The sequence below is a fragment of the Streptomyces sp. NPDC093598 genome (assembly GCF_044764825.1).
Taxonomy (GTDB): domain Bacteria; phylum Actinomycetota; class Actinomycetes; order Streptomycetales; family Streptomycetaceae; genus Streptomyces.
On record NZ_JBIWIV010000009.1, the window covers coordinates 106,319 to 120,631 of the forward strand.

Genomic DNA, 14,313 nt, shown 5'->3' on the forward strand with positions numbered 1-14,313 from the left:
CGGCGCACCCCCCCGCGCACCGCCTCCGTCAAGCCGACACCAACAGCCTCGCCCGCCGGGCGTACGCCAGGGACTCGGGCGTGAGCACCGGACGCGGCACCAGGATTCCGCAGTCCGTGCAGACCGGACCGGACGAGGGTTCGTGGTCCAGGTCGTACCTCCAGACGAGCTGCTCCCCACCGCACACCGGGCATTCCGAGCCGGGCTCGCGCTCCAGCGCGGCGATCAGCCGGCGCAGCACCTCGGCCAGCGGTTCACGGGGGTGGACCGCCGGATCGTCGCACCACGCCACACCGAAGCCGCCCCAGGTCAGCCGGTGCCAGTCGTCCACACTGCCCGGCCTGCGCAGTCCGTCGTGCTTCTCCTTCTTGCGGCGCTCGGCGAACTCGACCTCGTAGGCCAGCCAGACCGCCCGCGCCTCCTCCAGTTCGTCCAGTGCGGCCACGAGCCGCACCGGATCGGGGGAGCGGTCCTCGGGACCGAACCCCGCCCGGGAGCACAGATGGTCCCAGGTCGCCCTGTGCCCGTAAGGCGCGAACCTCTCAAGGCACTTGCGCAGCGAATAACGCCGCAAGGCCAGATCGCACCGCGGATCGCGGACCTGTCTCGCCAGACTCCGGAAACCGGCCATCGTCCTGCACCTCCGTCACACCTGCACCTGTAATCCGGTCACTTCGGCGTCGTCGTACGGACGTCGCCGAATAGACGTATCGACAAGCGAATCGGCTCCATCCGATTTCAAATGGCCTCCATAAGCGGCCCCAAGAGGCTCGCGAGTCGACTGCCGTGATCCCTGTGCCTGTTGTGCTGACTTCGAAAAGTGACGCTTGTTCATCTTCAAGCCGAGCGATACCGGCGGTAACATCCGGCCCACCCCCGTCGGGAGGAGCCCCCCATGCCACGGCGTGCCCCACGCACCGTTCTCGACAGAATGAGAACTCCCAGCGGAATCCCCGGGTTCCTGAAGACAGCATCGGTATGCGCCCTGATCGCAGGTCTCTTGTCGCCGCTTGCCCCGGCTGCCGCCTCGGAAACGGCGACGGCACAGGCCACGGCCGCGGCGAACGACCACTGCGGCACACAGTGTTCGGACATCCTCCCGCCCGGCCAGAACGGCAACGCCACCCTCGCCCAGATCCTCCTCAACCAGGCCTTCGGCACCCAGCCCGAGCATGCCGAGGACCAGCTCGGGCCCTACGCCGGCCTCGCCAAGGGCTACCCCGGCCTCACCAATGACAAGATCAACAACTTCTTCAACGACGCGTCGTTCGGGGTCCCCGCCGACCAGGTCGCCTCCACCGTCAGACCCGCCGGACGCAGCGACGTGACGATCGTCCGGGACAAGAAGACCGGTGTGCCGCACATCACCGGTACCACCAGATACGGCACGGAGTTCGGCGCCGGCTACGCGGCAGCCCAGGACCGGCTGTGGCTGATGGACGTCTTCCGGCACGTCGGGCGCGGTCAGCTGACCTCCTTCGCGGGCGGTGCGCCCTCCAACCAGAGCTTGGAGCAGCAGTTCTGGCGGCACGCCCCGTACACCGAGGCAGATTTGCAGGCCCAGATCGACAACGCCGTCGCCACCAACGGCGAGCGCGGACAGCAGGCCCTCGCCGACGTCAAGGCCTATCTCGACGGCATCAACTCCTACATCGACGCCTCCGACAGCGGCCGCTCCTTCCCCGGTGAATACGTGCTCACCGGGCACAAGGACTCAGTCACCAACGCCGGGACCATCGAGCACTTCAAGATCACCGACCTGGTCGCACTGGCCTCCGTCATCGGCGCGCTGTTCGGCTCGGGCGGAGGCGGCGAGGTGAACAACGCCCTGTCGCTGCTGGCCGCCCAGGAGAAGTACGGCGTCACCGAGGGCACCAAGGTCTGGGAGTCCTTCCGGATGCGCAACGATCCGGAAGCCGTCCTCACCCAGCACGACGGCAGCTTCCCGTACGGAACCAAGCCCGCCGACCCGCAGGGCGCGGCCCTGCCCGACGCGGGCTCGGTGAAGCCCGAGCCGCTCGTGTACGACCGCACAGGCAGTGCCACCACGGCCCGTGCGACGGGCGCCTCCGGGGAGGCCGCGAAGGCCGCCCGCTCGTCCGCCCGGCGCGGCATGTCCAACGCCCTCGTGGTCAGCGGCGAGCACACGGCCAGCGGCCACCCCGTCGCCGTGTTCGGCCCGCAGACCGGCTACTTCGCCCCCCAGCTGCTCCTGCTCCAGGAGATCCAGGGCCCGGGCATCAGCGCCCGCGGCGCCTCCTTCGCGGGCTTGAGCATGTACGTCGAGCTCGGCCGCGGCCAGGACTACGCGTGGAGCGCCACGACCTCCGGCCAGGACATCATCGACTCCTACGCCGTCGAACTGTGCCAGGACGACTACCACTACCTCTACCGCGGCACCTGCACGCCGATGGAGAAGATCGAGCAGAAGAACGCCTGGAAGCCCACGGTCGCCGACGGCACCGCGGCCGGCTCGTACACCATGCGCGTCTGGCGCACGAAGTACGGCCCGGTCGAGTACCGCGCGACGGTCGGCGGCAAGCGGGTCGCCTACACCACCCTGCGCTCGTCCTTCCTGCACGAGGCCGACTCCATCATCGGCTTCCAGATGCTGAACGACCCCGGCTACGTCAAGGGCCCGGACTCCTTCCAGAAGGCCGTGCAGCACATCAACTACACCTTCAACTGGTTCTACGCCGACTCCGAGCACACCGCGTACTACAACAGCGGCGACAACCCGGTGCGCGCGAGCGGCGTCGACGCCGAGTTCCCGGCGTGGGCACGGCCGGCGTACGAGTGGCGCGGCTGGGACCCGGCGACCAACACGGCCGACTACACCCCGCCCTCCGCCCACCCGAACTCCATCGACCAGGACTACTACGTCTCCTGGAACAACAAGCAGGCCAGGGACTACACGACCGCGCCCTGGGGCAACGGCTCCGTGCACCGCGGCAACCTCCTGGAGGACCGGGTGAAGAAGCTGGTCCAGCAGGGCGGGGTGACCCGGGCCGCGCTGGTGAAGGCCATGGCCGACGCCGGGCTGGCCGACCTGCGGGCCGAGGACGTCCTGCCCAGGCTCCTGAAGGTCGTCGACAGCGCGCCGGTCACCGACCCGGCCGCCGCGGCCGCCGTGAGCAAACTCCAGGCCTGGCTCGCCGCCGGTGGCAAGCGCACGGAGACCGCCGCCGGTTCGAAGAAGTACGCCGACGCCGACGCGATCCGCATCCTGGACGCCTGGTGGCCGCTGCTGGTCAAGGCCGAGTTCGAACCGGGCCTGGGCAGCGAGCTGTACGCGGCCGTCACGGCCAACCTCCCCGTCGACGAGTCCCCGTCGGCCGCGCACGGCCCGACCGGCTCGCACGCGGGAAGCTCCTTCCAGTACGGCTGGTGGAGCTACGTCGACAAGGACCTCCGCGCGGTGCTCGGTGAGCAGGTGAAGGGGCCGCTGGCCCGGAAGTACTGCGGCGACGGCAGCCTCGGCGCCTGCCGGGACACCCTGGTCAGCACCCTGAAGGAGGCGGCCGGCAAGACCGCCGCCCAGGTCTACCCCGGCGACGACGTGTGCGCGGCGGGCGACCAGTGGTGTGCCGACTCGATCAACCACCGCACCCTCGGCGGCATCAAGCACGGCAAGATCAGCTGGCAGAACCGGCCGACCTACCAGCAGGTCGTGGAGTTCACCTCACACCGGTGACGCCCCACGCGGCGGCGGGTCAGCGCATGCGGCCCGCCGCCAGTACCAGCCGGGCCAGCTCCTCGTGCAGGATGTCGCTGTGCGCACCGGCCGGCAGGCCGCCGCGTCTGACCACCGCCGCCACGTCGACGTTCACGCACCCCGAGGCGGGCAGTGTCGCCTCCAGGGCCTCGGCAAGGGTGTACGCACGCGTGCCGGGCACCGCCCGCACCCCGTCGTAGCCCATGGCTCCCCACTTGGCACCCAGGGCCCGCCCGATGCCCGGTCCGCCGGCCGACCGGCTGTCGCCCGCCATCCGCGAGGCCAGCGGATACATCGTGCCCAGGGCCGCGTCGTGCCGGGAGTGGCAGCACACCAGGGGCCCGTCGACGCGGTTCTGCTGCCCCTGGAGCACCCCTCCGGCCCGGGCGTCGTGCGGCAGCCGGGCGGCGAACGCGTAGTGCGAGAACGCCCCTTGGAGCAGCGTCACCGACTTCACCGTACGCACGCCCTCGGGAAGGCCCCGCAGCGCGAACGACACCAGCCGCGCGCCGAAGCTGTGCCCGACCAGGTGCACACGCACGCCCGGCGCCGCCTTCGCCAGCTGCCCGACGACCCGGCCCAGACCTCGCTCCCCGACGGTCCCGGCGCGCCGCTTCATCGCGTAGTACGTCGCCTGCCGCAGCAGTTCGTGCGCCCCGTCCCAGGGGTTGGGGATCCGCAACCCCTGCTGCGTCCCGGACGCCTCGAGCTCCGCCAGCGCCCGCGCGAACTCCTCACAGGCCGCCGCCGACGATCCGGCGAACATCTCCGGCTCGCTCTGCGGTACGCCCTCCGCCACCGTGTCCGCCGCGAACAGCGCCTGCGGCCCGGGGGCCACCACCTCCACCAGCGTCCGCACCAGCCGCCCGAACTCCTCCAGTTCGGCCTCCTCCGGCGGCTGCTGCTCCAGCAGCCGGGCGATCTGGTCGACCAGGATCGCCCGGCCCCGGAAGGTCTCCAGCAGCGCGTGCCCGGGTGACGCCACGATGTGGCGCATCGTCCTGCCAAGGGGGGAGCTTGGCCATACGTCACGGGCGCATTCGGCTCAGCGGTAGAGCAGGTACGTCCGCCGCATCCTGCGGAACGCCGCCAGGTCCTCCTGCCACCCGGCCACCACCTCGTCGGTGTCCGCGCCCGCGTCGATCATCGTCCGCACGCGCGTGGAACCGGTGAGCTTGTCGATCCAGTGGTCCGGGCGCCAGGCGAAACCGCTCCAGACCTGCTTGGCGGTGACGAGCAGGGCGATCCCCGTCCTCACGGGATCGAACGCGGCCCGGTCGTGCACATGGAGCTGCACACCGCCGATCGTCTTGCCCTGGAACTTCGAGAAGGTGGGCGCGAAGTACGCCTCCCTGAACCGCACTCCGGGCAGGGCGAGTTCGTTCGCCGCGGCCGCCCAGCGCCGGTCGACGCCCTCCGCGCCCAGCAGTTCGAACGGGCGGGTCGTGCCGCGCCCCTCCGACAGGTTCGTGCCCTCGAACAGGCACGTCCCCGAGTAGACCAGGGCCGTCTCCGGCGTCGGCATGTTCGGGCTCGGCGGCACCCAGGGCAGCCCGGAGGCGTCGTAGAAGTCCGAGCGCTTCCAGCCCGGCATCGTCACGGTCTCCAGCGGCACGGCCTCGGTCAGGAACTCCTCGTTGAACAGCCGCGCCAGCTCGGCGACGGTCATCCCGTGGGCCTGGGCGATGGGCTGCCGCCCGACGAACGTGGCGAACTCCTTGTGCAGGACCGGGCCGAGGGCCGCCCGGCCGGTCACCGGGTTCGGCCGGTCCAGCACGACGAACCGTTTGCCGGCGAGCCGGGCGGCCTCCATGCAGTCGTACAGCGTCCAGATGTACGTGTAGAAGCGGGCGCCGACGTCCTGGATGTCGAAGACGACGGTGTCGACGCCGGACGCGGTGAAGATGTCCGCGAGCGCCCGGCCGCTCTTGAGGTACGTGTCGTAGACGGGCAGGCCGGTCGCCGGGTCGTCGTAGCGGCCCTCGGAGCCGCCGGCCTGGGCGGTGCCGCGGAAGCCGTGCTCAGGACCGAAGACGGCCCTGAGATCCACTCGGGTGTCCGCGTGCATGACGTCGACGATGTGCCGGACGTCGCGCGTGATGCCTGTGGGGTTGGTGACGATGCCGACCTTCTGGCCGTCGAGCAGGGTGTAGCCGTCGTGGGCGAGTCGTTCGAAGCCGGTGCGCAGTTGCCTGGGGCGCTGGGCGGCGGCGGTGCCGGGGGCGGCCGCGACGGCTGCCGCCGTGGCCGCGGTGAGGACGGCTCGTCTGGAAGGGCGCATGCGGTGACCTCCTTGAGCGGGGACGGTCGGCATGGGCACGGTATGCGCTTCCGCGGGCCCTGGGGAGGCTGCGGGCCGCCTCTGGCTTGTCGCGCAGTTCCCCGCGCCCCTTTCGGGGACGTTGTCAGCCGCCCTTCCCTGCTACATACCGACCGGTTAGTCTGGCGCCATTGCAGAGCCGCGACTGAGGAGACCGATGGTGGGAGCCTTTCAAGAGGCCGGAGTCGTTGTCACGGGGGCCGGCGGCGGAATCGGGGCCGCGCTCGCCCGGCGGTTCGCCGCAGAAGGGGCCCGGGTCGTCGTCAACGACCTCGACGCCGAGCGGGCCAAGCAGGTCGCGGACGACATCGGCGGCATCGCCGTGCCCGGCGACGCCTCGGCGATCGTCGGCGACGCCCGCGACGCACTCGGCGGGACCGTCGACGTCTACTGCGCCAACGCCGGTGTCGCCGCCGACGGCATCGAGCCCGGGCAGCCGCTCGACGAGAAGGCGTGGGCCCTGTCCTGGGACGTGAACGTCATGGCTCATGTGCGGGCCGCGCAGGAACTGCTGCCCGGCTGGCTGGAGCGCGGCAGCGGCCGGTTCGTCTCCACCGTGTCCGCCGCCGGGCTGCTCACCATGATCGGGGCCGCCCCCTACGCCGTGACCAAGCACGGCGCGCTCGCCTTCGCCGAGTGGCTGTCGCTGACGTACCGGCACCGGGGCGTGAAGGTCCACGCCATCTGCCCACAGGGCGTGCGCACCGACATGCTGGCCGCCACCGGCAGCGCGGGCGACCTGGTGCTCCAGCCGACCGCGATCGAGCCGGAGGCCGTTGCGGACGCCCTGCTCCAGGGCATCGAGGAGGACCGGTTCCTGATCCTTCCGCACCCCGAGGTCGCCGCGTACCACCAGGCCCGGGCCGGTGACCCCGACCGGTGGCTGTCCGGCATGAACCGCATCCAGCAGCAGTGGGAGGAGGCCCGGTGACCGGGTCCCGTTACGCGGCCAAGCCCTGGCTCGACCTGCTCAGCGAAGCCCAGAAGGGCGCGATCAGCCCGGCCGGCTCCCTCGTGCACGCCCTGCGCCGGGCCGTGGCCGAGACGCCCGACCGCGACTTCCTGGCCTACTTCGACGGCCGTCTGACCTACCGGGAGGTCGACGAGCTCAGCGACTCCGTCGCCGGGCACCTCACGGCGCGCGGTCTTCAGCACGGCGACCGGGTCGCGGTGCTGCTGCAGAACTCCCCGCACTTCGTGCTCGCCGTGCTGGGCGCGTGGAAGGCGGGCGCGGTCGTCGTGCCCGTCAACCCGATGTACAAGTCGGGCGAGGTGTCCCACGTCCTGCGGGACGGCGAGGTCGCCGCGCTGATCTGCTCGGACCGGGCGTGGGAGTCGTATCTGCGCGAGACGGCGGCGCACTCGCCGGTGCGGATCGTGCTCACCGGATGCGAGCTGGACTTCCAGAGCCGCGGCGACGCGCGCGTGCTCACCTTCGAGCGGCTCCCGCAGGCCGCGGACGCCGACGACCTGGTGACCGTGGCCCGGGCCGGGCACGAGCCGCCCGCCGGCCGGGACCCCCACCCCGCCGAGACCGCGCTCATCAGCTACACCTCGGGCACGAGCGGCACGCCCAAGGGCGCCACCAACACGCACGGCAACATCATGTACAACGCCGAGCGGCAGCGGACCGGCCTCGGGCTGCCCGAGCGGCCGGTGTACTTCGCGCTGGCGCCGCTGTTCCACATCACCGGCATGGTGTGCCAGTTCGGCGCCTGCCTGAACAGCGGGGGCACGCTCGTGCTGGCCTACCGCTTCGAGCCGGGCGTGGTGCTGGACGCGTTCGCCGAGCACCGCCCGCACTACACGGTCGGCCCGTCCACGGCCTTCATGGCGCTGGCCGCCCACCCCGCCGTCACCCGCGACCACTTCTCCTCCTTCCGGGTGATCTCCTCCGGCGGCGCCCCGCTGCCGCCCGCCCTGGTGGAGAGGTTCCGGGCCGGTTTCGGGCCGTACATTCGCAACGGCTACGGACTGACCGAGTGCACCGCGCCCTGCGCCTCCGTGCCGCCCGGACTGCAGGCGCCGGTCGACCCGGTGTCCGGGACCCTCGCCGTGGGACTGCCCGGCCCCGACACGGTCGTGCGGATCGTCGACGACGCCGGCGAGGAAGTGCCCTTCGGCGAGCAGGGCGAGATCGTCGTCAGCGGCCCTCAGGTCGTGCCCGGCTACTGGCGCCGCCCCGACGCCACCGCCGCGACCTTCCCCGGCGCCGAGCTGCGCACCGGCGACATCGGCTTCATGGACGAGCAGGGCTGGCTGTACGTCGTCGACCGCAAGAAGGACATGATCAACGCGTCCGGCTTCAAGGTGTGGCCGCGCGAGGTCGAGGACGTCCTCTACACGCACCCGGCGGTGCGCGAGGCCGCCGTCGTGGGGGTGCCCGACGGGTACCGCGGGGAGACCGTCAAGGCGTACATCAGCCTGCGTCCGGACGCCGACGCGGACCCGGATGCACTCGCCGCCTACTGCAAGGAGAGACTGGCCGCCTACAAATATCCGCGCCAGGTGGAGATCCTGCCGGACTTGCCGAAGACGGCCAGTGGGAAGATCCTCCGTCGGGAGCTTCGTTCCCGTACGCAAGGCAACTGACAGCAGAACGGAAAGGCAGGTGGCGGCAGTGCCCAGGACCACGGACTCGGACGGCACGCCCGTGCCTCAGCGGCTCCTGGCCGCCGCCACCCGGCTCTTCGCCGAGCAGGGCTACGACCGCACCTCGGTGCAGGAGATCGTCGAGGCGGCCGGCGTCACCAAGGGGGCGCTGTACCACTACTTCGGTTCCAAGGACGACCTGCTGCACGAGGTGTACGCGCGTGTGCTGCGCATCCAGCAGGAGCGGCTGGACGCCGTGGCGGGTGCCGACGAGCCGGTCGAGAAGCGGCTGCGGGCCGCGGCCGCGGACGTCGTGGTGACGACCATCGACAACCTCGACGACGCGATGATCTTCTGGCGGTCGATGCACCACCTCAGCCCCGAGAAGAACAAGCAGGTGCGCGCCGAGCGCCGCCGCTACCACGAACGCTTCCGCGCGCTCGTGGAGGAGGGCCAGGAGTCGGGCGTCTTCTCCAAGGCGACCCCGGCGGACCTGGTGGTCGACTACCACTTCGGCTCGGTCCACCACCTGTCGACGTGGTACCGCCCGGACGGCCCCCTCAGCCCCCAGGAGGTCGCGGACCACCTGGCCGACCTGCTGCTGCGCGCCCTGCGCCCGTAGCGGACAGCTGGGGAGTCGTCAGGTACGCGTGGGTGCCGGTGAGTTCGAACAGGCGCCTCAGCGCCGGGCCGACGCCGACCAGGTGGAAGACGATGCCGTCCCGGCAGGCGGAGCGGTGGATGTCCGGCAGGGTCGACAGCCCCAAGGGGCCGACCACGTCCGGCTCCCGGCAGTCCAGGTAGGGTCCTCGACGTTCTCACGGTGGTCGAGGGCCCTCAGTACCCGCCGGAGCAGTTCCCCGCAGGTGTCGTCGTCCAGATCCCGGGCGGCCGCTTCCCGCCCGTCGGGACGAGCGGGACGAGCGGGGCGGCGGGGCGCAACCCCCGCCGCCCGCGCCGGGTCACACGTACCGCTTCAATTCCCGCCGCGCCAGCGACCGCTGATGCACCTCGTCCGGCCCGTCCGCGATCATCAGCGTCCGCGCCCCGGCGTACAGCTCCGCCAACGGGAAGTCCTGGCTCACCCCGCCGGCACCGTGCAACTGGATCGCCCGGTCGAGGATGTCCACCACCGCCCGTGGCGTAGCGATCTTGATGGACTGGATCTCGGTGTGCGCCCCCCGGTTTCCGACCGTGTCCATCAGCCACGCCGTCTTCAGCACCAGCAGCCGCAACTGCTCCACGGTGACCCGCGCGTCCGCGATCCAGTTGTGGACGACCCCCTGCTGCGCCAGCGCCTTGCCGAACGCGGTCCGGGACACGGCCCGCCGGCACATCAGCTCGATCGCCCGCTCCGCCATGCCGATCAGCCGCATGCAGTGGTGGATCCGCCCGGGCCCGAGCCGCGCCTGCGCGATGGCGAAGCCGCCGCCCTCCTCACCGACCAGGTTCGAGGCCGGCACGCGCGCGTGGTCGAAGATCACCTCGGCGTGACCGCCGTGGTAGTGGTCCTCGTACCCGAACACCTGCATGGCCCGCTTGATGGTGACGCCCGGGGTGTCGCGCGGCACCAGCACCATCGACTGCTGACGGCGGATGTCCTCCCCGTCCGGGTCCGTCTTGCCCATGACGATGAAGATCTTGCAGTCGGGGTGCATCGCCCCGGAGATGTACCACTTGCGGCCGGTGATGACGTACTCGTCCCCGTCCCGCTGGATGTGCGTGGTGATGTTGGTGGCGTCGGAGGAGGCCACGTCCGGCTCGGTCATCGCGAACGCCGAGCGGATCTCACCCGCGAGCAGCGGCTCCAGCCACTGCTTGCGCTGCTGCTCGTCGCCGAACTGGGTGAGCACCTCCATGTTCCCGGTGTCGGGCGCCGCGCAGTTCGTCACCGTCGGCGCCAGCTGCGGGGAGCGGCCCATGATCTCGGCGAGCGGCGCGTACTGGAGGTTGGTGAGCCCGGCCCCGTACTCGGAGTCCGGCAGGAAGAGGTTCCACAGGCCCTGCCTGCGGGCCTCGGCCTTCAGTTCCTCCACCACGGGCACGGTCTCCCACGGCGAGGCGAGCCGCTCGCGCTGCTCGTGCGCGACCGCCTCGGCCGGGTAGACGTACTCGTCCATGAAGGCGAGGAGCTTGGCGCGCAGCTCTTCGGTGCGCGCGTCGAAAGCGAAGTCCATGTGGATCAGCCCTCCTGGAGGCCTTCGTGGAGCGTGGTCAGTCCGTGCCGGACGAAGACGGGGACGAGGTCGCCGATGCGGTCGAAGCCGCGGCCGACCGTCTGGCCCAGCGTGTAGCGGTAGTGGATGCCCTCGAGGATCACGGCGAGCTTGAACCAGGCGAACGCCGTGTACCAGGAGACCGCGCAGACGTCGCGCCCCGAGCGCGCGGCGTACCGCTCGATGAGTTCGGACGGTGCCGGATGCCCGGGGGCCTCGGCGGTCGTGGAGACGGGGGAGTCGGGCATGCCGAGCGGCATGCTGTACATGACCAGCAGACCGAGGTCGGTGAGCGGGTCGCCGAGCGTCGACATCTCCCAGTCGAGGATCGCCCGGATCGAGTCGTCCTCGCCGATCAGGACGTTGTCGAGCCGGTAGTCGCCGTGCACGACGGCCGGGGCGGGGGAACGGGGCAGCTCGCGGCCGAGGGCGGCGTGCAGCTCGTCGATGCCGTCCAGGTCGCGGTTGCGTGAGGCGTCCAGCTGCTTGCCCCAGCGCCGCAGCTGCCGGTCCAGGAAGCCCTCGGGCCGGCCGAAGTCCGCGAGCCCCACCTCGCCCGGGTCGACCGCGTGCAGCTCCACCAGCGTGTCGACGAGGTTCAGCACCGCGCCCCGGGTCCGCTCCGGGCCGAGCGGTGCCAGCTGGTCGGCGGTGCGGTAGGGGGTGCCGTCGACGAACTCCATGACGTAGAACGGCGAGCCGAGCACCTCCTCGTCCTCGCACAGCAGCACCGGCTCCGGGACGGGCACGGCGGTCGGGTGCAGCGCGCTGATCACCCGGTGCTCGCGCTTCATGTCGTGCGCGGTGGCCAGGACGTGACCGAGCGGGGGCCGGCGCACGACCCACCGGGAGGTGCCGTCGGAGACCGCGTAGGTGAGGTTCGACCGTCCGCCCTCGATCAGCCGGCCGGACAGTGGGCCGTTCACCAAGTCGGGCCGCTCGCGGTCGAGCAGGCCGCGCAACCGGTCGAGATCCAGTCCGGGCGGATGGTCGGGGCTCATGCGTCGCTCCTACGGGCAGGTGAACGGTTCCCGACTCATGATGCCGACCGGTCGGTATGTCGTCCAGAGCGGGGCCGAAACGTGATCGGAGCCACGATAGGCCGACGACACCTTCTGCGAGGCGCCGGGGAGGTTTCGGCCGGTTCGGGGAGGTTTGGGCCTGTTCGTTAAGACCATCCGGCTTGCGTGCCCCGCGACGAGCCCGGAAGGTCGAAGCCATGAAGGCCATCAGCTACTCACGGTACGGCGGTCCCGAGGTGCTGGCGTTCGGGGAGGTGCGCGACCCGAAGGTCGGCCCGGACGCGGTGCTGGTGAAGGTGCGGGCGGCGGCCGTGAACCCCGTCGACTGGAAGGCCCGCGAGGGCTACCTCGACGGCATCCTCGCGCCCGTCTTCCCCGTGGTGCCCGGCTGGGACGTCTCGGGCGTCGTCGTACGGCCCGGCGTGGCCGTCTCGGAGTTCGACGTCGGTGACGAGGTCATCGGGTACGTGCGCGAGGACTTCCTCTCCCGCGGCACCTTCGCCGAGTACGTGGCCGCACCCCTGCGCACCCTCGCGCGCAAGCCGCGCAACCTCTCCTTCGAGGAGGCGGCCGGGCTGCCGCTGGTCGGGCTCACCGCCTACCAGGTGCTGACCAAGGTGCTCCAGGTGAAGCGGGGCGAGACCGTCCTGGTGCACGCCGCGGCCGGCGGCGTCGGCTCCCTCGCCGTGCAGCTCGGCGTCCACCTCGGTGCCCGGGTGATCGGTACGGCGAGCGAGTCCAACCACGACTTCGTGCGCGGCCTCGGCGGAGAGCCGGCGGTGTACGGCGAGGGGCTGGGCGAGCGGGTGCGCGGACTGGCCCCGGAGGGCGTGGACGCGGTGTTCGACACCGTCGGCGGGGACGCGTTGAAGGTGTCGGCGAACCTGCTGGCCCCCGAGGGCCGCCTGGTCTCCATCGCGGACAACGACGTCGTGACCTACGGAGGCCGCTACTACTTCGTCCGCCCCGACGCGGAGGACCTCCGGAGCCTGGCCGGTCTGGCGGAGCAGGGCGTGGTGAGTGTGCACGTCGACGCGACGTTCCCGCTGGAGCGGGCGGCGGACGCGCACCGGCTGAACCAGGAGGGCCGCACCCGCGGCAAGATCGTCGTGACGGTGGACTGGGAGAGCGACGGCGAGTGACGAAGTGAGGGACGGGGTGCCCTAGAGAACGAGGGCGGCCCCGCACACCGCCATCGCCACCGTGCACAGCACCGCGGCCGCCGCGTGCCGGGGCGCGAACGCCACGGGGCTCGGCCCGGCCGCGAGGGTGCGGATCCGGCGGTGGGCGACGCCGAGGAAACCCAGCCAGAGCGCACAGCTCAGGGCGCACGCGGCGACCCCGGCCGCCGACGCCCCGCCGTGCAGCACGGTCTTCACCGCGAGCACGGCGACGACCGTGCCCGACAATGTCGTACGCCGCCACGCGAGCCGGGTCCGCTCGGGCTGGAGCCCGGGATCACGGTCGGGGTCCTGCCGCGGGGCGGCCGGTGTGCTCACCCCTCCCACCCCACGAGCACCACCAGGACCATGGCGACCGCCACGACCGCGACGACGAGGCTCAGCAGCGCCGGGAACCGGGACACCGGCAGATCCTCACCCCGGCGCATGGCCCGCTCGCACCGCACCCAGTGGTTGACGGCCCGCAGCGAGCACAGCACCCCCGCGGCCAGCAGCGCGAGCGCCAGCCCGACCCGCCAGGCCCAGCGCAGGTCCGGCAGGAACTGGTCCACGGCGAAGCCGCCGCCGATCAGCGCGAGCGCGGTGCGCAGCCAGGCCAGGAAGGTGCGTTCGTTCGCCAGCGAGAACCGGTAGTCGGGCGTCTCGCCGTCCTGCCGGACCTCCGCGGGCGCGAACCACAACCGGACGTTCCGCACGAACTCGATCACGTGCGCGACCCTACCCGGGGCCCGGACCGTCTCCGCTTCAGCCGGCCGACCGGAACGCCTTGAGCCGCTCGTACGCCGCCAGCCCGTCCGGCACCCACTCCCAGTCGCCCAGGCGCCGCTCGATCTCGGCCTCGGTCAGGAAGTCGTGCCAGGCCACCTCTTCGACCTGCGGCTTCACGGGACGTTCGCAGCGGACCTCGTAGACCGCCGACCACCAGCTCTGCCCGGAGCCGTTGTCGTAGAGGAACTTGCCGAGGTACCGCGGCTGCGGGAGGCCGGTCACGCCGAGCTCCTCCTCGGCCTCGCGCAGGGCCGCCGTGTCGTAGGACTCGCCCGCGCCGACGACTCCGCCGACGAACATGTCGTAGAGGGAGGGGAAGACCAGCTTGGTGGGGGTGCGCCGGTGCACGAAGACGCGGCCCTCGGCGTCCCGGGCCTGGATGAACACGCAGCGATGGCGCAGACCCCGGGCGTAGGCCTCGCCGCGCGGGGACTGCCCGATGACCTGGTCGTTCTCGTCGACGATGTCGAGGATCTCGTCAGCAGCGCTCATGCCCTCA

Annotated in this window: 13 protein-coding genes and 1 pseudogene; 5 read left to right on the forward strand and 9 right to left on the reverse strand. The window is 71.5% G+C overall.

Annotated elements, in window-relative coordinates; translation table 11 throughout:
- Window positions 1-28: 28 nt before the first annotated feature.
- Complete coding sequence (locus ACIRDU_RS25010; protein ID WP_384159887.1) at window positions 29-631, reverse strand: hypothetical protein; 603 nt, start codon at window positions 629-631, stop codon at window positions 29-31.
- Window positions 632-895: 264 nt separating this feature from the next.
- On the opposite strand from ACIRDU_RS25010, the gene ACIRDU_RS25015 reads away from it, so the two are divergent.
- Window positions 896-3,694, forward strand: coding sequence for a penicillin acylase family protein (locus tag ACIRDU_RS25015; RefSeq protein ID WP_403582868.1), 2,799 nt, complete (start codon window positions 896-898; stop codon window positions 3,692-3,694).
- A gap of 19 nt (window positions 3,695-3,713) precedes the next feature.
- Here the strand turns inward: ACIRDU_RS25015 and ACIRDU_RS25020 are convergent.
- Window positions 3,714-4,685: pseudogene (locus ACIRDU_RS25020) on the reverse strand (serine-threonine protein kinase); the annotation flags it as partial.
- 75 nt (window positions 4,686-4,760) lie between these two features.
- A complete protein-coding gene (locus tag ACIRDU_RS25025) occupies window positions 4,761-5,996 on the reverse strand; it encodes an exo-beta-N-acetylmuramidase NamZ domain-containing protein (RefSeq protein ID WP_403582871.1) in 1,236 nt (411 codons plus the stop codon).
- A gap of 196 nt (window positions 5,997-6,192) precedes the next feature.
- Between ACIRDU_RS25025 and ACIRDU_RS25030 the strand changes: the two genes are divergently transcribed.
- Genes ACIRDU_RS25030 through ACIRDU_RS25040 form a run of 3 tightly spaced genes read left to right on the forward strand, consistent with a single transcriptional unit; the run spans window position 6,193 to window position 9,249 of the window.
- The gene (locus tag ACIRDU_RS25030) at window positions 6,193-6,966 is read left to right on the forward strand and encodes an SDR family oxidoreductase (RefSeq protein WP_403582874.1); all 774 of its coding nucleotides are present in this window, start codon (window positions 6,193-6,195) and stop codon (window positions 6,964-6,966) included.
- Entirely contained in the window at window positions 6,963-8,627 is a 1,665-nt protein-coding gene (locus tag ACIRDU_RS25035; RefSeq protein WP_403582877.1) for a class I adenylate-forming enzyme family protein, read from the forward strand. The genes ACIRDU_RS25030 and ACIRDU_RS25035 overlap by 4 nt, the downstream gene beginning before the upstream one ends.
- A 28-nt stretch (window positions 8,628-8,655) precedes the next feature.
- Window positions 8,656-9,249: a TetR/AcrR family transcriptional regulator gene (locus ACIRDU_RS25040; protein WP_403582880.1), complete on the forward strand. Its 594-nt coding sequence runs from the start codon at window positions 8,656-8,658 to the stop codon at window positions 9,247-9,249.
- Here the strand turns inward: ACIRDU_RS25040 and ACIRDU_RS25045 are convergent.
- From ACIRDU_RS25045 to ACIRDU_RS25055, 3 genes are all read right to left on the reverse strand, one after another.
- Window positions 9,188-9,427, reverse strand: coding sequence for a hypothetical protein (locus ACIRDU_RS25045; RefSeq protein WP_403583231.1), 240 nt, complete (start codon window positions 9,425-9,427; stop codon window positions 9,188-9,190). The two genes, ACIRDU_RS25040 and ACIRDU_RS25045, sit on opposite strands and share 62 nt — an antisense overlap.
- 162 nt (window positions 9,428-9,589) lie before the next feature.
- Entirely contained in the window at window positions 9,590-10,804 is a 1,215-nt protein-coding gene (locus tag ACIRDU_RS25050) for an acyl-CoA dehydrogenase (protein WP_403582882.1), read from the reverse strand.
- A gap of 5 nt (window positions 10,805-10,809) precedes the next feature.
- Window positions 10,810-11,844, reverse strand: a complete 1,035-nt coding sequence (locus ACIRDU_RS25055; protein ID WP_403582885.1) for a phosphotransferase family protein — start codon at window positions 11,842-11,844, stop codon at window positions 10,810-10,812.
- Between the two features lie 218 nt (window positions 11,845-12,062).
- Between ACIRDU_RS25055 and ACIRDU_RS25060 the strand changes: the two genes are divergently transcribed.
- Window positions 12,063-13,007, forward strand: coding sequence for an NADP-dependent oxidoreductase (locus ACIRDU_RS25060; protein WP_403582888.1), 945 nt, complete (start codon window positions 12,063-12,065; stop codon window positions 13,005-13,007).
- Between the two features lie 21 nt (window positions 13,008-13,028).
- Here ACIRDU_RS25060 and ACIRDU_RS25065 read toward each other — a convergent pair whose 3' ends face one another.
- Genes ACIRDU_RS25065 through ACIRDU_RS25075 form a run of 3 tightly spaced genes read right to left on the reverse strand, consistent with a single transcriptional unit; the run spans window position 13,029 to window position 14,306 of the window.
- The gene (locus ACIRDU_RS25065) at window positions 13,029-13,364 is read right to left on the reverse strand and encodes a DUF202 domain-containing protein (RefSeq protein ID WP_403582891.1); all 336 of its coding nucleotides are present in this window, start codon (window positions 13,362-13,364) and stop codon (window positions 13,029-13,031) included.
- On the reverse strand, window positions 13,361-13,753 hold the full coding sequence (locus tag ACIRDU_RS25070; protein WP_403582893.1) for a YidH family protein: 393 nt from the start codon (window positions 13,751-13,753) through the stop codon (window positions 13,361-13,363). The genes ACIRDU_RS25065 and ACIRDU_RS25070 overlap by 4 nt, the downstream gene beginning before the upstream one ends.
- A 37-nt stretch (window positions 13,754-13,790) precedes the next feature.
- Window positions 13,791-14,306 (reverse strand): NUDIX hydrolase, encoded by a 516-nt coding sequence (locus ACIRDU_RS25075; protein ID WP_403582896.1) that lies wholly within the window; start codon window positions 14,304-14,306, stop codon window positions 13,791-13,793.
- Between the last annotated feature and the right edge of the window lie 7 nt (window positions 14,307-14,313).